Origin of the sequence: Aeromonas sp. RU39B (assembly GCF_900156095.1) — a bacterium.
In the GTDB taxonomy this organism is placed as follows: Bacteria; Pseudomonadota; Gammaproteobacteria; order Enterobacterales; family Aeromonadaceae; genus Aeromonas.
In genome coordinates this window covers 149,236-166,118 of the sequence record NZ_FTMJ01000009.1, presented here as the reverse complement: position 1 = coordinate 166,118, position 16,883 = coordinate 149,236, and the positions used below count along the sequence as shown (strand labels likewise).

General features: G+C 58.3%; 17 protein-coding genes. 4 read left to right on the top strand and 13 right to left on the bottom strand.

Features of this window, described 5'->3' with window-relative positions:
* The first annotated feature begins 52 nt into the window (after positions 1 to 52).
* Positions 53 to 2,260: a primosomal protein N' gene (gene priA, locus BW958_RS13630; RefSeq protein ID WP_076576294.1), complete on the top strand. Its 2,208-nt coding sequence runs from the start codon at positions 53 to 55 to the stop codon at positions 2,258 to 2,260.
* A gap of 57 nt (positions 2,261 to 2,317) precedes the next feature.
* Here the strand turns inward: priA and BW958_RS20520 are convergent, their stop codons facing one another.
* Both BW958_RS20520 and BW958_RS13625 read right to left on the bottom strand, forming a co-directional pair.
* On the bottom strand, positions 2,318 to 2,473 hold the full coding sequence (locus BW958_RS20520) for a hypothetical protein (protein WP_179078859.1): 156 nt from the start codon (positions 2,471 to 2,473) through the stop codon (positions 2,318 to 2,320).
* Between the two features lie 177 nt (positions 2,474 to 2,650).
* Entirely contained in the window at positions 2,651 to 2,920 is a 270-nt protein-coding gene (locus BW958_RS13625) for a hypothetical protein (RefSeq protein ID WP_076576293.1), read from the bottom strand.
* A 157-nt stretch (positions 2,921 to 3,077) separates the two neighbouring features.
* Between BW958_RS13625 and BW958_RS13620 the strand changes: the two genes are divergently transcribed.
* Positions 3,078 to 4,184, top strand: coding sequence for a lytic transglycosylase domain-containing protein (locus tag BW958_RS13620; RefSeq protein WP_179078858.1), 1,107 nt, complete (start codon positions 3,078 to 3,080; stop codon positions 4,182 to 4,184).
* Here BW958_RS13620 and BW958_RS13615 read toward each other — a convergent pair.
* From BW958_RS13615 to BW958_RS13570, 10 genes are all read right to left on the bottom strand, one after another.
* A complete protein-coding gene (locus BW958_RS13615; RefSeq protein WP_083687348.1) occupies positions 4,147 to 4,593 on the bottom strand; it encodes a hypothetical protein in 447 nt (148 codons plus the stop codon). The two genes, BW958_RS13620 and BW958_RS13615, sit on opposite strands and share 38 nt — an antisense overlap.
* Before the next feature lie 11 nt (positions 4,594 to 4,604).
* Entirely contained in the window at positions 4,605 to 5,642 is a 1,038-nt protein-coding gene (locus BW958_RS13610) for an OmpA family protein (protein WP_076576291.1), read from the bottom strand.
* 2 nt (positions 5,643 to 5,644) lie between these two features.
* A complete protein-coding gene (gene lafT / locus BW958_RS13605; protein WP_076576290.1) occupies positions 5,645 to 6,502 on the bottom strand; it encodes a lateral flagellar motor stator protein LafT in 858 nt (285 codons plus the stop codon).
* Between the two features lie 9 nt (positions 6,503 to 6,511).
* Positions 6,512 to 7,222, bottom strand: a complete 711-nt coding sequence (locus tag BW958_RS13600) for a FliA/WhiG family RNA polymerase sigma factor (RefSeq protein WP_076576323.1) — start codon at positions 7,220 to 7,222, stop codon at positions 6,512 to 6,514.
* A gap of 22 nt (positions 7,223 to 7,244) precedes the next feature.
* The gene (gene fliL, locus BW958_RS13595) at positions 7,245 to 7,715 is read right to left on the bottom strand and encodes a flagellar basal body-associated FliL family protein (RefSeq protein WP_076576289.1); all 471 of its coding nucleotides are present in this window, start codon (positions 7,713 to 7,715) and stop codon (positions 7,245 to 7,247) included.
* Positions 7,716 to 7,731: 16 nt separating this feature from the next.
* Positions 7,732 to 9,186 carry a flagellar hook-length control protein FliK gene (locus BW958_RS13590; protein ID WP_076576288.1) on the bottom strand — a complete coding sequence of 485 codons (1,455 nt, stop codon included), beginning with the start codon at positions 9,184 to 9,186 and terminating at the stop codon, positions 7,732 to 7,734.
* Positions 9,177 to 9,596, bottom strand: coding sequence for a hypothetical protein (locus tag BW958_RS13585; protein ID WP_143233087.1), 420 nt, complete (start codon positions 9,594 to 9,596; stop codon positions 9,177 to 9,179). The genes BW958_RS13590 and BW958_RS13585 overlap by 10 nt, the downstream gene beginning before the upstream one ends.
* A gap of 98 nt (positions 9,597 to 9,694) precedes the next feature.
* Positions 9,695 to 10,081, bottom strand: a complete 387-nt coding sequence (fliS, locus tag BW958_RS13580; protein WP_076576286.1) for a flagellar export chaperone FliS — start codon at positions 10,079 to 10,081, stop codon at positions 9,695 to 9,697.
* A gap of 25 nt (positions 10,082 to 10,106) precedes the next feature.
* On the bottom strand, positions 10,107 to 11,471 hold the full coding sequence (gene fliD, locus BW958_RS13575) for a flagellar filament capping protein FliD (protein ID WP_076576285.1): 1,365 nt from the start codon (positions 11,469 to 11,471) through the stop codon (positions 10,107 to 10,109).
* A gap of 74 nt (positions 11,472 to 11,545) precedes the next feature.
* Positions 11,546 to 12,388 carry a flagellin N-terminal helical domain-containing protein gene (locus BW958_RS13570; protein WP_076576284.1) on the bottom strand — a complete coding sequence of 281 codons (843 nt, stop codon included), beginning with the start codon at positions 12,386 to 12,388 and terminating at the stop codon, positions 11,546 to 11,548.
* Positions 12,389 to 12,610: 222 nt separating this feature from the next.
* Between BW958_RS13570 and BW958_RS13565 the strand changes: the two genes are divergently transcribed.
* Entirely contained in the window at positions 12,611 to 14,230 is a 1,620-nt protein-coding gene (locus tag BW958_RS13565; protein WP_076576283.1) for a tetratricopeptide repeat protein, read from the top strand.
* Complete coding sequence (locus BW958_RS13560; RefSeq protein ID WP_076576282.1) at positions 14,227 to 15,729, top strand: tetratricopeptide repeat protein; 1,503 nt, start codon at positions 14,227 to 14,229, stop codon at positions 15,727 to 15,729. The genes BW958_RS13565 and BW958_RS13560 overlap by 4 nt, the downstream gene beginning before the upstream one ends.
* 7 nt (positions 15,730 to 15,736) lie before the next feature.
* On the opposite strand, the gene BW958_RS13555 is transcribed toward BW958_RS13560, so the two are convergent.
* Entirely contained in the window at positions 15,737 to 16,873 is a 1,137-nt protein-coding gene (locus tag BW958_RS13555) for a flagellin hook IN motif-containing protein (protein WP_076576281.1), read from the bottom strand.
* Positions 16,874 to 16,883 lie beyond the last annotated feature (10 nt).

Here is a 16,883-nt window from a genome sequence, read left to right as displayed (position 1 = left end):
GAAACGCCTGAGATCAGGCAAGTGTCATAGCAGAAAAAATAGGCAACGCTTGGTGAATTCTTCCGACAATCAGGGGCTGGTTCGTGTCGCGGTGCCCGTGCCCCTGCGCCGGCCGTTCGATTACCTCTGTCCACATCCCCTGCCCGCCCCCGGCTGCCGGGTTGAGGTTCCTTTCGGCCCGCAAACACTGGTTGCGTTAGTAGTCGAGCATCCGGCACAAAGTGCGTTGCCAGTGGAAAAGCTCAAGCCAATTCGGCGCATCCTTGATCAACAGCCGGTGCTCGGCACCGACATTCTGGCGCTGATGCAGTGGGGCGCCAATTACTACCAATATCCACTGGGTGAGGTGCTGGCCCATGCACTGCCGGTGCTGGTGCGCAAAGGGGAGCCGGCCGCCTATCGCGAACTGGAGTTCTGGTTTGTCACAGCGCGTGGTCAAACTCAGGATATCAACGAGCTAAAGCGTGCGCCCAAGCAGCAACAGGCGCTGGCGCTGCTGCGCCAGGGGCCGCAAACTCCGTCGGCGTTGCGCCAAGAGGATGTCCAATCGGCGGCCCTCAATGCCCTCGAGAAGAAAGGATACCTCGAGCGGCGCAGCCTCGAGCCCACCCATGCCACCGATTGGGCTGAGCGGCTGGAGTGCCACGGTGCCCTGCATCTGAGCACCGAGCAGGCGCTGGCGGTGTCAGCGGTCACCACCCAAAGCGACAGTTTTAACGCCTTCCTGCTAGAGGGGATCACCGGCTCAGGCAAGACTGAGGTCTATCTCAGCATTCTCGAGCCGCTGCTGCGCGCCGGGAAACAGGCGCTGGTGATGGTGCCCGAGATTGGCCTGACACCACAGACCATCCAGCGTTTCAAGCGCCGCTTCAATGTGCCGGTGGTCGCGATGCACTCGGGGATGAACGACCGCGAGCGGCTCGATGCCTGGCTTGCCTGTCGCGATGGCGGCGCTGCCATTCTGATTGGCACCCGTTCGACTATCTTCACTCCGTTTCAGCACCTCGGCATCATCATCATCGATGAAGAGCACGACGCCTCGTTCAAGCAGCAGGACGGATTTCGCTACCATGCCCGCGATCTGGCGGTGATGCGGGCCCACCGCGCAGGTATTCCGATCCTGCTCGGCTCGGCCACCCCGTCGCTCGAGAGCTTGCACAACGCCCGCGGCGGAAAATACCACCATCTGCGCCTGACCCGCCGTCCCGGCAATGCCAATCTGGCGCGGCAGGTGATCCTCGATATCAAGAACACCCGCCTGCAGGCCGGTCTGTCACCCCAGCTTGAGCAACTGATGGCCGAGCATCTGGCGGCCGGTAATCAGGTGATGCTGTTTCTCAACCGGCGCGGTTATGCCTCGGCCCTGCTCTGCCACCAGTGTGGCTGGAGTGCAGCCTGTGAGCGCTGTGATGCCTGGTACACCTGGCATCACGCCAGTCATCGCCTGCACTGCCACCACTGTGACAGCATCCGCCCACTGCCGCGAACCTGCCCCGAATGTGGCAGCCACGAACTGATTGGTTCGGGCGTTGGCACCGAACAGCTGGAGCAACTGCTGGCCAGCCGGTTTCCCCACTACCCGGTGGTGCGCATCGACAGTGACAGCACCTCGCGCAAAGGTGAGCTGGAAGAGCATCTGGCCGGGATCAAGAGCGGCCACTACAAGATCCTGATCGGCACCCAGATTCTGGCCAAGGGGCACCATTTCCCCGATGTCACGCTGGTGGGATTGATCGATGTGGACGGCGCACTCTTTTCCGCCGATTTTCGCGCCGCCGAGCGCCTCGCCCAGCTCTATACCCAGGTGGCGGGTCGGGCCGGACGGGCCAGCAAACCGGGGCTGGTGGTGCTGCAAAGCCACCATCCGGAACACGCCTTGCTGCAGGATCTCACCCAGAACGGTTACGACCATTTCGCCGATACCGCCCTCAAAGAGCGTCGCCTGCTTGGTCTGCCACCTTACAGCCATCAGGCGCTGTTCAAAGCCGAAGCGACCGGGCAGAACGAGGTGCACGACTTCTTGCAACGACTGGCCGATACCTTGCGGCTGGCCCGCCTGCCGCAACTGCAGGTGATTGGTCCGCTAAGCGGCATGATGGAGCGCAAGGCCGGCCGCTACCGGTTGCAACTGCTGGTGCAAACACCCACCCGCAGCGCACTGGCGCGCCTGCTGGAGTGGGGCATTGCCGAACAGGAGGCCTGGCCCGAGAGTAAGCGGGTGCGCTGGGTGGTCGATGTCGACCCCATCGATCTGGGCTGATACCGATCACCACCATAGATGAGGGCCCACCACGGTGAGCCCTCTCGTTTTGCTCGGCTAGTGCTGGTCGGAAGGGACGCCGTCCGCTTCTTCCTGCTCGCGTTTGCGTCGCAGCTCATCAACCCGCGCTTGCCACTTGTCCTCTGCCTGCTTGCGCCCGTGCTCCTCCAGCCCCTGGCGCATGGCATCGACCTCCTTTTCCAGATTTCCCATCGGGATGCCTCCTTTCACAACGTTTCCACATAGCAGATCTGATCAAAAAATAACCAGATCGTACGATGTTAGACAACGCCTGCACGGTGATTGACGTTGCAAAAAAGCGATTGTCTCACAGGAAAAATGTGGCATTTGGTCTCCCCATAACAACAGGGCGAGACCATCTGGAGGGACTCAGAGAAAGAAGTGCAGAATAAGGCCAGCCAACAGGGTTAGGGACGCAATCAACATCGGATAGAGCAGATGCATGTTGGCCCGCAGACCATAGCTGCGAGCCCAGGTCACCAGCAGCAGATGAAACAGCACCAGCATCACCCCGAGCGACAGCGAATACCAGCCCCCCAATAAGCGGCCACGCACCGTATAAAAGCAGGCTAGCGCCACATCGAGCAGGATGAAACAGAGCAGGCTTTTGTAGGCAAAGATCGCCAGTCGGCTTCGCATAGGGTGAGTTCGTGTTATTTTGTTCATCTTTATGGTTTTCCGCGCCGCTTCCTGCCGGGTGAATATGATTGGAATAGCGACTAAAAAATTAAAAAAACATAGTTTTTTCAATGCTTTTCAGTCATTTCGGCTTTCTGCAATCATGCTGTTGGCACTCATGTTTCTGCCGACTAATCCCGCCTTGGCCCTCGGTGGCTGGCAGAGCATCCCCTGGCTTGGCATCGTCCCACCCCTGTTACCCCCTGAGGCTCGAACGCGAATCGCTGCCGAGAAACAACTGTTGCTGGCCCACAAGGGCTATCTGGAAAATCGCCTGCAACAGGCCCAACCCCTTATCCGACTTATCGGCCAGGAAGTGGATAAGCGCAGGTTGCCGGCGCTGTTAATTTTGCTACCTGTGATCGAAAGCGGTTACCGACTGGATGTGGTCTCCCCCAAGGGGGCCGCCGGGGTGTGGCAGTTGATGCCGGCTACCGCAACCCGTTATGGCGTGCCACAGACAACAAGCTACGATGGAAGACTTTCGTTGCCAATTGCAACCCATGCAGCACTCACCTATCTGAGTGATCTTAGCAAGCAGTTCAATGGCGATTGGTTACTGGCGCTGGCGGCCTATAACTGTGGGGAAAACCGAGTAAAGGGCGCGTTGCAAGATGCCCAGCAAGCCAGTTACTGGCAGCTGCCACTTCCTGATGAGACAAAGCGCTACGTGCCGCGTTTGCTGGCGCTGGCCGAACTGATTCAATCAGCCGAGCGACATGGGCTGAATTTGCCAGCCTGGCAGGAGGGAGATGAGCTGGTCGCTCGGGAATACACCGGCCCGTTGTGGCTAAGCGACCTGGCTCACCGTGGCAACTGGCCACTGGCCAGACTGGAATTGCTTAATCCGGCATTTCGCAAAGCCTGGTTACCGGCAGGGATGAGCTATACGCTACTGTTACCGCGCGATCAGGCGAAGCGTCTCGACAAGAAACCACCACGCCCGGTCAAGCCGGGGATCGATACCACGCCGATCCCGGCACTGCTGCCACTGCAATCACTCTCTGATCCGCTGCTGATAAGCCATGTGGCACCGCTCTATGGCGACGGCGAAGGGGTAGACCTAAGCCCACGCGCAGTCATGCCTAACAAGGGAGATGTATTGGACAGCGGTGCTCGTGCACCGGTGGGGCTGGAGGCTAGGCCGCTGCTGCTCCCCATTGGAAAGCAGCCTACGACCGAAATGATCAGGAAACCAGCCGGCAAAGCCGGGCATAGCGGCTGATAGCCATCATCAACACATGTTTGTCCATGCGATACCAACGCGCGCCGTAAAACACCAATGCACGGCTGAGCGGGCGGGCATGCAGCACTTCGCAAACGAGTGGGTAGGTGTTACCGACCATCACCACGACCTTTTTGGGCAGATGGAAGCGGCGTGGTGCGATAAAACCGATGCCACCCAGGCTCATGTCCTTGATGATGATGCGACCGATCAGTGGATCATGCAGCACACCGGGACGACGCACCTCACCGGCGATGCCACTACTCTGCTCTTCCATCGGCACTTCTGGATCATGGAAGTACCAACGCGGGTAGTAACGGCGACCGGCCTCCCGTGAAACTGGGTAATTGAGAGACTCTTCATCCACCAGTTCAATTTCGTGATCTTCCAGCTCGGGCTCCTGCGACATGCTCTTATCCATTAGGGTTTTTGGGAAGACGACACCGGCGTCGCCAAGTCTTTGCGCAGACGCTCCACCGTATTTTCAATCTGTTGGCGATCAGAGAGGTTGATTGGCGCACCGACCTTGGTCTTGTTACCCGGGGCACTGGCCGGCTGGCCAACCGCAAACAGGGTGGCCAGTTGTGCCTCGGCGTTGCTGTTAAGCAGCAGCAGTTCTATACGGCGGTTAGCGCTGGCTGTCGGCTCCTTGGGCAGAGCAAGTGCCGTATCCCCCATGGCAACGACTTGGGCGACATGTTCCTCGGTCAACCCTCCAGATGACAAGACCCGCCGCGCCATTTGGGCACGATCGCCGGAGAGTTCCCAGTTGGTATAGTTGCCATCCGGGTAGGGCACACTGTCGGTATGACCGGAGATCATCACCCGGTTATCCACCGTGGCCAGTACCGATGCCAGCGAGCGTAGTAACTGGTGGAAGAAGGGGCTGATCTGGGTACTACCGCGCGGAAACATCTGACGAGCATCGTCATCACGGATCTGGATGCGCAGCCCCTGTGGCACCAGTTGCAGGGTCAGGTTGTTACGGGTATCGAGCTTTTTGGCCAGCCTATCGATCAACCCCGCCATCTGCCGCATCTGCTGCGGACTATCGAGCTTGCCATGCAGCCGCCCGCCGGTCAGGTTGCCATCGGTCTGATGGCCGCCATTGTCACGGTGGAACACATCGTTGGGCGGAACATGCACCGCCTCGGCAATATAAGCTGGGGCGACCTCATCCAATACTGAAGGTTGACCTTCCAGATCAATCGGAAAGGGGCTGTTACTGATATCGAACGGGTTGGCTTCCTTGTCCAGCACGCTGTATTCACGCAGTTTGGTGGCCATCACCACCCGCTCGTTTTGGCTCGAGACGGCCAGAATCCACAACACCAGAAACAGTGCCATCATGGCGAGGGTGAAGTCGGCAAAGGCCACCTTCCAGGCGCCACCGCTCTTGGCAGCAGCGGCAGACTGGCGGCGCGCACGCTTGATGATGATCGTTTCTGGCTGACGCATGGTTACATAGCCGGGTTGGTCACCCACTCTTCCATATCAACGAAGCTGGGTTTGATGTTGGGTTCCATGGTCTTGCGACCAGCGTCGACCGCCAGCAGCGGCATCTTGCCGCGCAGGTGGGCCAGAATGATCGCCTTGACGCACTCGAGCATGGCAATGCGGCGCTGCACCAGCGATTCCATGGCACTACTGGCCGGCTCGAGCAGGCAGTAGCACATGAAGATACCGATAAAGGTCCCGACCAGTGCCGCACCAACGTGCACGCCGATGCCCGACAACGGACCATCGAGTTGCTGCATGGTGATGATGATCCCCATCACCGCCGCCAGAATACCAAAGCCAGGGAACGCTTCACCGGTACGGTGCAGGGCGTGAGCCGGTTTGAGCATATCCTCCTGCATCACGGCAATTTCGTGCTCGAGCAGGCTTTCCAGCTCGTGCGGCGAGATCTTACCCATGCTGAGCAGGCGGAAGTTGTCAGTAATAAAGGTCAGCACCAGCGGGTTCTCTTCCACCGAAGGGTAACAGAGGAAAAAAGAACTCTGACTGGGCGCTTCGATGTGTTCATCCAGTGCTTTAAGGCCCTTGAGCCGTACCTCGTCGAGCAGTTGATACATCAGGGTCAACAGCTCACGATAAACCTCGGTCTCGTTAGGGTGCTTGCTGACAATCGCTTTGAGCTGCGATTTCATCTCGAGCAACACCTCTTTGCTGTTGCCGATGACCATAGACCCAAAACCGGCACCCAGAATGATGATCATCTCGGAAGGCTGCCACAAGGCGATCAACCGCCCGCTGGCCATCATGAAACCACCGAAAACGCAGACAACCACCAGACCGATGCCTATGAAGATTTGCATGCAGACTCCTTACAAATAATCGGCCAGCTGGCTGTTGAGGCTGGCCAGACACTGCTTGTGCAACTGGCAGACCCGGGACTCGGTGAGATTGAGCACCAGGGCGATCTCTTTCATGTTCAGCTCGTGCTGGTAATAGAGAGAGAGCAGCAGTTGCTCCCGTGGCTTGAGGCCTGCCAGCACCTTTTTCAGGGTCAGTTGCAACTCCAGTTGGCCAAAGCTGTCTTCATCGCCCCACTCTCCGCCTGAGCGTTCGAGCAGCGCTTCAAAGCTGTGCATCGCCTCGGCCAGACTGGCATAGCTGAGTTCGCGCACCTTCTCGACCGGCAATCCCATACTCTGGGAAAGCTCGCTCTCACTCGGCACACGGCCCAGTGCATTGGTGCGCTGGCGGACATGGTGGTTGAACTCGTTAGCCTGCTGGCGCAACTGGCGCGGACGCCAATCCTGCCGGCGCAGCTCGTCCAGAATGGCGCCACGAATCCGCTTGAAGGCAAAGAATTCAAAGTGTTCATCCGGCTGGCCGTAGCGCCGCAGCGCCTCTAGCAAGCCAAGCAGGCCGATTTGCTCCAGATCCTCGCGCCCGACCACGGTGCCAACCTGGCTACGCAAGTGACTGACCGCCCGCTTGACCAGATGCAGATACGGCATCAACAAGGCCTGCTCCTCACGGGGGGTCCAGGCACTGACCGGGAACGAACCGGTTTCCGGTTCCCAACACATCTCCTGCACGGCAGCCTCCCTGCTACTGCACAACGACTTTGGTGATCAGCACATCATCCAGCGCGGCTGATTCCCCATAGTTCTGGATGGTGGCACGCAGCCGATCGGCGATCTGGGTCTGCAACTTGTCGAGCTGACGCAGATCGGTGCTCACATCATCCTGGGAACGACGACTGAACAGCTGGACCACGGCGTTACGCAGTACCGGCATCAGCGAGTCATAGACCGCGATCTGACTCGGATCGTGGGTTACCAGAGAGAGCTCAAGCATCAGGTAATGCAGGCCATCTTCGTTTTCGAGGGTGACCACAAACTTGTCCATCGGCTTGAAGATGGGTTTCTTGCTCAGCTCCGGTTTGACCGGCTGCTTATCGAACCACTGGCTGTAGAGCGACGAGTGGGATACGAAAAACAAGGTACCGGCAGCACTCACCGCCACCAGCAGCAACCCGCCAAGAATGGAGAACAACAGAACGCGCTTGTTTCGAAACATGTGTACCTATTCCTTCTTACACCAGAGTATCCAGCAGCCCTTGCGGGACAGACTGACGTGTGGCTTGGCGACTGTCGGTCGTACTGGAGACCGTGCTGCCGTTGCTGCTCACCTGCTCCTCACTCTGCCAGGCCGAGGGATCACTCTGCCCCTCCTGGCTATAACTGATATCCACCTCGACACCTGCGCCATAGGCAGGGATCAACACTTGACGCAACTGTTCACGGGTTTCCTGTAACGCATCCCGCAAGCTGCTGTTACTGGTGTGGATCTGTACCGACAGCTTGTCGCCCTGCTGCTGAACCGAGACTTCCAGTCGTCCCATATCCGGCGGGTCGAGGCGGATGGTGGCGGTATTCTGGGTGGTGGAGGCCTGCATCTTGACCCGGTCACCCAGCGCCGACACCAGTTGCTGCGACCAGTTGTCCTGCTGCATATCCAGCTTGATAGTGCTGTTGCTGGATGAGGTGCCTTGTTGCAGGGTGACACCTGCCGTGCTGCTACCTAGCAGGGTCTGCAACATGCTGGTCGTTGTACTGCGCTCATGGCTGCTTGAATCGCTCACCAGAGCGGTGCCTGTGCTGCTAGCCAACGCCGACGTGTCCCCCTTGCTCAGGGAGCGCCCCAGTGAGGAGAGCAAGCTCGTTGCCGAATCGCTCTCTTGAGCCACGTCGGTCAAAGACTGCGCCGAAAGATCGGTGGTCGGCATAGTGCTACGAGCAAGGTTGTCGAGCACAGAGGCGGTCGCCTGGCTGGTTGATGCCGTGCCGTCTGTTTGCGGCAGAGTGGCCGTGCTCGGGGTCAGGGCGGCAGGCATCGCCATCAGTGCCGCCAGATCGGTGTTAGTCACAAGCGCAGTGGTGCCGCTGGTAGCCGTGGACTGAGTCGTGGCGTCTTGTGTCGTACTGCGTGTCGAGCTGTGTTCAGTCGGTGGCGTAGGTGTCGCATCCGTGAGCGATGCCAGGGATGACAGCACTGCATCGTTCATGGTGAACGAATAGGTGGTCTGATCGCTTTGCGTGGTCTCGCTATCGGGTAGATCGGAGGGGATCACGACAGGCAGGCTGTCTGTCGGCGCGGCCTCAGGTGCTGTCTCTGGCTGTGCCTCATCTGCCGACACCGGTTGAGTAATGGCAAAAAACTGCTGCGGCCCAGGGTGTTCCAGCAACGCCTCGAACGAATCAGCATCGGTCACGCTTGACTCGTCTTGTGTGGTAACCGGCTCACTTTCGGCTCCGGCCGAACTCTCACTGCTTGCCTCGGTGTCACTCTCTTCAGCGGTCACCGGTTCCCGAGCATCGCTGCCTTGCTCGCGGCTATCGGTCAATGTTTGCGGCTGTGCCTGATCCTCTTCTGCCGTGTCGAACGAGAAGGTAGTGTCATCTTCACGGGTAGAAGAGCGCACCACAGTATCGGAGTCGGATGTCGTGCTGGCCAGCAGGCCACTGGTCAGCAGATTGATCAGAGCCATTGCGCCTCCTGATAGGCCTTTATGCCTTCACGGTTATGACGCAAATGTTCCATGGCCCGCTCCAGCTCTTGGCTACGGGAGGAAAGGTATTGATGCGCCTGGCGATGGAGCTGACGCAGATAGGTCAGCTCGCGCGGGCAGGCTTCGCGAATTTCTGGATAACGTGCCAGCTCAGGAAGTTGGCGCGCGATCTCTTTGGAGAGCGGCCCCATTCCACGCCAGTTCTGATCTTTAAGCATTTGGTTGAGCTTCAGGACCCAGCCGCGCAATTGCGCCTGCCACAGCTCAATTCTTTCTTGTTGTTCATCCCGTGTCATGCGGTGACCTCTCTGCTGCGACATCGGCAATCCAGCTTCCCCGGTAAGGAGGAAGTGATGACGCCGCCCCATCCGGAGACTGGCAAGCGTCATGCCATGTTTTTAGTCTTTATATTTCATTGGGTTGCAGCTTTAATCACCAGAAAGCGGAAGCCTGACTTCCGCTTGGTGTCACTCGCGGAAATGGCCGTTTAACCGGCCCGTTGGGCCAACCCGGCCCAGCCATCGCGAATATTGCGCATCAGCGCCGCCACGTGACGGATACCTTCCAGATCATTGCGCAGACTGGATTTGAACAAGCGACGACCACAGTAGGCGTAGAGCTGGTGCAGGTTTTCAGCCAGTGGACCGCCCTTGCTCGGATCGAGCGAGGCATCCAACCCGCCGAGAATCCGCATGCTCTTCTTGACGCTCTCACCCTTGCGCTCAAAGTTGCGAGCCTGCAGGTGCCCTTCGGCGCGAGCCAGCTCGTCGAGCAGGCCGTCAAGCAGCATCAAAACCAGCTGGGCAGGCGACGCAGTGGACGCCTTGACCTGAATCTCGGATTGGCGATAGGCATCAAAACCGGTGTCATACATAAACGGGTGCTCCTTACGTGCGCCATTACAGCAGGCTGGCGTTACTTTCCAGCGTGGCCATGGTGGCAATCATCTCGTTGAACTGGGCCAGATAGCGGTAGTAGAGGTTTTCCATCTTGGTATCCCACTTCTCCTGACGCTCCTCGACGCTCTCGAGGTTATCCTCGGCACTCTCCAGCCGACTGGCCAGAATGCCGTTGGACTTGGTGTACGGTTCGAGATAGTCATCAATGGCATCAAAAATGCCGTCATCGTCGGTAAAGACGGTATTGAGGATGTCAGGGTCAGCCTCCAGCGCCTCTTCCAGCGCATCACTGTCGATGGAGAGTGTGCCGTCACTGGAGAATTCGAGGCCGATATCAGCCAATGACATACCATCAGGAAGAGAGTTACGCAGGGTGGTCTTGAGGCTGCTAATCATGGAACGAACGGTGGAATCCCCTTCCAGGTCACCACCGTCGTCATAGAGTTCTTTAAGGGACGAGATCAGACTGTTGAAGCTGTCGACCCAGGTCTGCAGGTTATCGGCTACCGTGTCCGAATCCGCCTCGACCACCATGGTGACCGGGTCATCATCGCTGTCCATCGCCTTGGTCAGAGTAATGGTCAGCCCGTCGATCACATCTTCCATGGTGTTGCTGTCGGAAGTGATTTCAATCGTACTGTTGCTACCCAACGTGATAATGGCGTCTTGGGCCACACTCAGCTGTGTTACCCCTTGCATCGCGGTCTGGAATGCCAGTGTCGTAGAGTCTGAACTGGTATCACCCGTCGTGGTGACTGTGCCGTCAGCATCCACCGAGACGGTTGTCCCATCTTCGGAGGTGAAGGTCATATCGGTAACGCCGGCATCTTCACCTGTGTCGTCACTGGTAATCATCAGCATCACGCTATCGCCACTGGTCACCAGACTGGCAGTGACCCCCGGGTTATCGGACGACTTGTTGATATAGCTCACCAGGTCAGCCACAGTGCCACCGGTCACTTTACTCAAGTCGACATCGAGCGTTTCACCATCAACGGTGATCGAAAAAGTACCGCTACTGGGGATTGAGGCACTTGAAGAACTGAATGTCATCGCCGACTGGTAGGACTGGGCCAACTGTTTGACCGTAATATTGTATTGGCCAGTCGCTGCCGTACCATCCGAGGTAACGGAAAAGTAGTCATCATCACTGACCGAGGTAGTCTGGGCAGACAGGGAAGTGTCGTCCTCAAAGGTATCGAGGCTATCCTGAAAATCTTCCAGCAGGCTCTCCAGACTCTCCAGACCACTGACTTGGGTCGAGTATTTGGTGTACTTGGCCGATAACATCTCGTCGATCCCGGCCCGCTCGGCAGTCACCATGGCACTGGCCAGTGACGCGGCATCGTAATCGGTATAGGACATGGCGCCCCTCCTGAATCTATGGGTGGTAGATCAAACAACCCGCTCCCCGGTCAGGGAGCGGGTACCGGCGGCAATTACTGCAGCAGGTTGGTGATCAGAGACTGAGCGTCGGACACGGCGCTCAGTACCGAGATACCGGCCTGTTCCAGCAGCTGTTGCTTGCTCATCTCGGAGGTTTCGGAGGCGTAGTCAGCATCCATGATGTTACCGATAGCGGTATCGGTGTTTTCCTGCATGTTGGTCAGGTTGTCAGAGATGTAGTCCAGACGGTTGATCTTGGCACCCACATCGGAACGCACGGTACTGATAGCGGAAGTCAGGTCTTCCAGTGCGTCGATGGCGCTGCTGGCACCGCTGGAGGAGGCAAGGCTTGCACCAGAAGCGCTGGTGATGCCGGAGGTGATATCACCCAGCGCAGCAGAAATGTTGACGGTCAGGGTTTCGGAGGTAGAAGCACCTACCTGGAAGTTAACCGAGCCGCTACCCAGCAGACCGGTAGAGGAGAGCAGGTCAGTACCACCGTAGGAGGTGGTGCTCATTACGCTGGTCAGCTGTTCGGACAGTTCGTCGTACTCACTTTGCATGGCGGTACGGTCGTCAGTGGAGTAGGTATCGTTGGCAGCCTGGGTAGCCAGGTCCTTCATACGGCCTACGATGTCAACCATGGACTCCAGTGCACCGTCAGCGGTAGACAGCATGGAGGAAGCATCTTCCACGTTGTCTTGGGCTACGGTGATACCGTCGCTTTGGGATTGCATACGAGTTGCGATGGACAGGCCGGCAGCGTCATCCGCAGAGGAGTTAACGGCATAACCGGTGGACAGACGTTCCATAGCGGTGGTCAGCTTATCGTTGGCAGTAGACAGCGAGTTCTGAGTCACCATGGAGGCGAAACTGGTTTGTACGGACAAAGACATGATTGATCTCCTTAGGGTTATCGCTGCTGCTTGCAGCTGACAAGGGTAAAAAGACGACCCCGTCCTTCGGAAAATAAAATCATCCCGTCACTTTTTTATCCGCTACGAAAAAATGGGCCCAGTCCCTTTATTTCCCCTCTCTTTCCGTCGCTCTTTCTCCGTCATGGCCTTATTCCGATCAGCCGGGATGGCCCATCTGTTCAGAGCGCGAGGATCACACGCATGTCAGCAAAACCCCAGATCAACTGGCTCCGGCAACCAAAGCGCGAGAGTGACAACGTCTTGCTGGAAAAAGCGATCACGCTGTTCGGACAGGACCGGTTGCCGGAGGCCATTGCTCCTCTAGAGCGCTATTTGGGCCTCCATCCGAATCACTATGAGGCGGTGCACCTGCGTGCCGAAATTGCCCTGAAACAGGATGACCTAGACGGCGCCATCAAGGGCTTTACCAAGGCAATCAGCCTGCAGCCGCTCAAGGGACAGACTTATTACAACTTGGGGATTGCTCTGCAGCAACGCGGCAACTTCAATGAGGCGCTGCGTCTTTATGACATGGCCCTGGATCTCAAACACAGCCCCAACAAAGTGCTAAACAACCGCGGCTATATACTGCGCAAAACAAAACGCTATGACGAGGCTCTGGCCACCTTCAATGCACTGCTGGAACAAGACCCCCAGTTCCTGCAAGCCTATATCAACCGCAGCGGAACCTTTCTGCGGCTGCACCGCTTACAAGAAGCGCTAGCGGATTGTGATACCGCGCTTTCCATTGACAAGAATTATGTTGATGCTTGGTTCAACCGCGGATTTATCTCAAGTGAAGCACTGGATTATCGCTCGGCCATGCAGAGCTACGAGGAAGTGCTCAAGCGCAACCCTTCGCACTGGAAAGCCAAGTTTGCTCTTTCGCTGCGTTCACTAGCGCTGGCCGACTTCAGCAATGGCTGGCAGCAGTATGAAGTGCGCTTTCTGGAAACCAGTCTCGGCATCAAGAAACTCAATATGCCGATTCCCGAATGGGACGGTACCGCCTCAATCGAAGGCAAGCGTGTCTTGGTTTACTTTGAACAGGGTCTCGGCGATACCCTGCAATTCTGCCGCTTTGTTCCGCGTCTGGCCGATCTGGGCGCCGAAGTGTGGCTGATGGTGCAACCGGCACTGCATACCCTGATTGAGAGCCTGGATCCTCGTCTCAACGTGGTTTCCGGCGGTCAACTGCCGGTGATCGATTTTGTTCTGCCTCTTATGAGCCTGCCGCGCGTCTTGCAGATCAATGACGAGCAGGAGTTTGGTACTGACTGCTATCTATCAGCCCCCGCCTATGTGGTCAGCGAATGGCAAGCCGCGCTGGGGGAAAAACGGACGCCCCGAATCGGTTTAACCTGGAGCGGTAACGCCAAACACCAGAATGACCATGAGCGAAGCCTCTCACTGACCACCCTGCTGCCCCATCTGCCCACCGGGCTCGAATATGTTGTCGTGCAAAAAGATCTGCGTGACGAAGATGCCGCGCTGCTGGCTAACCAAACCACCCATACCATACGCCAGCTTCCCAAAGAGGACTTCGCCGATACGGCCGCGCTTTGTCAGAACCTGGACCTGGTTATCAGCGTCGACACCAGTGTGGCGCACCTCGCTGGCGCGGTGGGTTGTCCGCTTTGGGTATTACTGCCGTTCAACCCCGATTGGCGTTGGCAACTGGAGCGCTGCGATTCACCCTGGTATGGCGAAAGCCGCTTGTGGCGTCAGCCGAACTATGGTGACTGGAATGGCATACTGACCGAACTTGGCCAGCAGTTGCAGCGCCAGTTTCTCGGCGGGGAAAACCTTGCTCCGGTATGACACCGCAGATGGCCACCTCAGCGCTGGATGCGCGGATTGATTACTGGTTTCTGCGCGGATTGCGCAGCCACCGCCTGAAACAGCGACAGGATGCCATCCGCGCGTTTGAGCAGGTGCTTAGTCTCGATCCGATGCACCTGGACGCCATGCAGTGGCGCGCCATCATCGCGTTTGAAGCGCAAGATCTGCCGCTCGCCTCGATCTGGTTTCGCCGGGTACTGGCGCTCGATCCCGACTATGTGCCCGGCCACTATAATCTTGGGCTCTGCCTCGACGAGTTAGGGGATCATGCCGGGGCGCTGGCATGTTATGAGCGAGCCCTGCAACTGCAGCCGGACCACACTCAGGCCCTCAATAACCGGGCCATTCTACTGGTGGCCAAGGGTCACATTGACGAGGCCATCACCGTCTACAATCAGGCTCTCGGACTACGCCCCGATTATCAGGACGCTCTTTTCAATCGTGGCGTAGCCTGGGCCGAGTTACGCCAGTGGAGCAAGGCGGAGCATGATTACCAGCAGGTGATTCACAGCGAACCCAGCCATACCGGCGCGCAATTTGCGCTGGCCGTTGCCTGGCTGACACAGGGCAAATGGCCAGTGGGATGGGAGCAATATGAGTGGCGCTGGCGCTATCCTGCCGTCGCCGTCACCCGCCTCTCCAACGAGGCACCGCTGTGGGATGGCTCGGGCGAGCTCAACGGTTGCCAAATACTGGTCGATGGCGAGCAGGGTTTTGGTGACACCCTGCAGTGCGTACGTTTTATCTTCCCGCTGATTGAGCGAGGCGCCCGTATCATCTTGCGGGTACGTTCCCCCCTGTTGCCACTATTGCAGCAGTTGCCCGTTGAGCGGGTGGTGGAATCGGGTGAGCGTGTCACCGGCTGCCACTGGCAAGTGTCACTGATGAGCTTACCCGGTCTGCTCAAGACCACCACCACGACAGTTCCCAAAGCTGCCGGCTATCTGACGCCGCCCGAGCTCTCGCTGCAACATTGGCAGCAATGCCTCGGCAAGCGCCGCCGCCCGCGCATCGGGCTGGTATGGGCCGGCAACCCGGCACATAACAACGACGCTAGGCGCAGCCTGTCGCTGGCGACCCTGCTCCCCAGTCTACCGGGTGGCTTTGAGTATATTTCACTGCAAAAACGGCTCGGGATGGATGAGGCGGCGCTGCTCTCGGCGCGCCAAGATATTCGTCCGTGCGGCACCCAGCTGCAAGACTTCGCCGATACCGCAGGGTTGTGCGGTACGCTCGATCTGGTGATCAGCGTGGATACGGCAGTGGCCCATCTGGCCGGTGCCATGAGCCTGCCTGTCTGGATTCTACTGCCTTATGCGGCGGATTGGCGCTGGCTGGAAAAGGGCGTACACACGCCCTGGTATCAGAGCGCCCGCCTGTTTCGCCAGACCCGCCGTGACGAGTGGGAACCGGTGCTTAACGAGATCAGAGAGGCCCTGCTGACACTAAACGTGCCACGGGGCGCAAAGAACAGATAGGGGAAAGTTAGCCGAGCAACGCAACCACGGTCTGGCTGCTGAGGTTCGCCTGCGCCTGCAGGCTGGTGGCAACCGACTGGTAATCCTGCTGACCGAAGGATTGCTGCATGCCCTGCAGGGCAGACGAGACCGAGCTATCACTACCCGAGACACTGGCCGTGGCCAAGCTCTGGGCATTTTGCAACAACTCCTGACGATAGGTGCGGATATCCTGTACGGTATCCTGAATTTGGCGCAGCAGTGACTGAATTTGCTGCTGCACTTCCTGCTTGTCTTCCTGCGTCGTGACACCCGAGATCTGGGATGCCAATGCCCCCAGTGTGCTCTGCTCGGCAGTGAGACGTACCGTTACCGCATTTCCTGCCGGAACACGAATCCCCTGACCCGACATCAGAATCGGCTGACTCAGCTTGCGAGCATCCTCGCTGCCGGCACTGAAGGTAAGCTGGCCCTGATCATTGAGACCGACCGTGACACCCTCTTTTTGCAGCGACTGATTGAGCGCATCGGCAACGTCCTGCCCCGTAGTACCGGCGGGAATGCTGGCAGAGACACCACTGCGGCTGGCCGGGAAATAGATCCGCACCTGCTCGTCGGTCGGTCGGGCCGTCAGCAAGTCAACCTTCTCAAGCGTGTAGGACTGACTGTCACCACCCTCAGTCATGGCAACCGGTTCAAGCTGGCTGGTGAGTGCTCCGACTTGCTGACGCTGAGCATCTAACTGCTGTAATTTGGACGCCAGTTGCGCGGCATCCGAGGAGTCTTGCGTCAGCTGTTGCTGCAAATGCTGTAGCTGTCGGTAGGTCTGCTGCAGAGAGCTTTCGGCGGACTGCAGATCGGCCACAGTGGCTTGGGCATCGCCCAGTGCCGACCAGCTTTCAAACCGCTCGACCCATTCGCTGTCCTGCTCGGTGCTGGCACTGCCGCTGCTACCCAGCTGCGCGGTACTGCTCTCCTCGCTCAGGTCATTGCTGCTACTGCTGCGCTGGGTGGCATCGGTGGCGGTGTCACTGCTACCACGGGTGACCGCCAGAGACTGGCTGGCCTGACTGTCCTCAAGACGTGACGTACTGTCCGTGGCGGGTGCCCAGGCAGGGGTCAGGGTGCTGGTATCCGTTCCGGTCGTCGTCGAGGAGATGGCCATCCAGTGCGTC

Excerpts from the sequence above, each read along its gene's own strand:
- BW958_RS13555 (WP_076576281.1), bottom strand. The coding sequence starts at position 16,873 with ATGGCCATCTCCTCGACGACGACCGGAACGGATACCAGCACCCTGACC.
- BW958_RS13600 (WP_076576323.1), bottom strand. The coding sequence starts at position 7,222 with ATGTGTTGGGAACCGGAAACCGGTTCGTTCCCGGTCAGTGCCTGGACC.
- fliS (WP_076576286.1), bottom strand. The coding sequence starts at position 10,081 with ATGTATGACACCGGTTTTGATGCCTATCGCCAATCCGAGATTCAGGTC.
- fliD (WP_076576285.1), bottom strand. The coding sequence starts at position 11,471 with ATGTCCTATACCGATTACGATGCCGCGTCACTGGCCAGTGCCATGGTG.
- BW958_RS13570 (WP_076576284.1), bottom strand. The coding sequence starts at position 12,388 with ATGTCTTTGTCCGTACAAACCAGTTTCGCCTCCATGGTGACTCAGAAC.
- BW958_RS13615 (WP_083687348.1), bottom strand. The coding sequence starts at position 4,593 with ATGTCGCAGGAGCCCGAGCTGGAAGATCACGAAATTGAACTGGTGGAT.
- BW958_RS13585 (WP_143233087.1), bottom strand. The coding sequence starts at position 9,596 with ATGACGCTTGCCAGTCTCCGGATGGGGCGGCGTCATCACTTCCTCCTT.
- BW958_RS13610 (WP_076576291.1), bottom strand. The coding sequence starts at position 5,642 with ATGCGTCAGCCAGAAACGATCATCATCAAGCGTGCGCGCCGCCAGTCT.
- lafT (WP_076576290.1), bottom strand. The coding sequence starts at position 6,502 with ATGCAAATCTTCATAGGCATCGGTCTGGTGGTTGTCTGCGTTTTCGGT.
- BW958_RS13560 (WP_076576282.1), top strand. The coding sequence starts at position 14,227 with ATGACACCGCAGATGGCCACCTCAGCGCTGGATGCGCGGATTGATTAC.
- BW958_RS13625 (WP_076576293.1), bottom strand. The coding sequence starts at position 2,920 with ATGCGAAGCCGACTGGCGATCTTTGCCTACAAAAGCCTGCTCTGTTTC.
- BW958_RS13590 (WP_076576288.1), bottom strand. The coding sequence starts at position 9,186 with ATGGCTCTGATCAATCTGCTGACCAGTGGCCTGCTGGCCAGCACGACA.
- BW958_RS13565 (WP_076576283.1), top strand. The coding sequence starts at position 12,611 with ATGTCAGCAAAACCCCAGATCAACTGGCTCCGGCAACCAAAGCGCGAG.
- BW958_RS20520 (WP_179078859.1), bottom strand. The coding sequence starts at position 2,473 with ATGGGAAATCTGGAAAAGGAGGTCGATGCCATGCGCCAGGGGCTGGAG.
- fliL (WP_076576289.1), bottom strand. The coding sequence starts at position 7,715 with ATGTTTCGAAACAAGCGCGTTCTGTTGTTCTCCATTCTTGGCGGGTTG.
- BW958_RS13620 (WP_179078858.1), top strand. The coding sequence starts at position 3,078 with ATGTTTCTGCCGACTAATCCCGCCTTGGCCCTCGGTGGCTGGCAGAGC.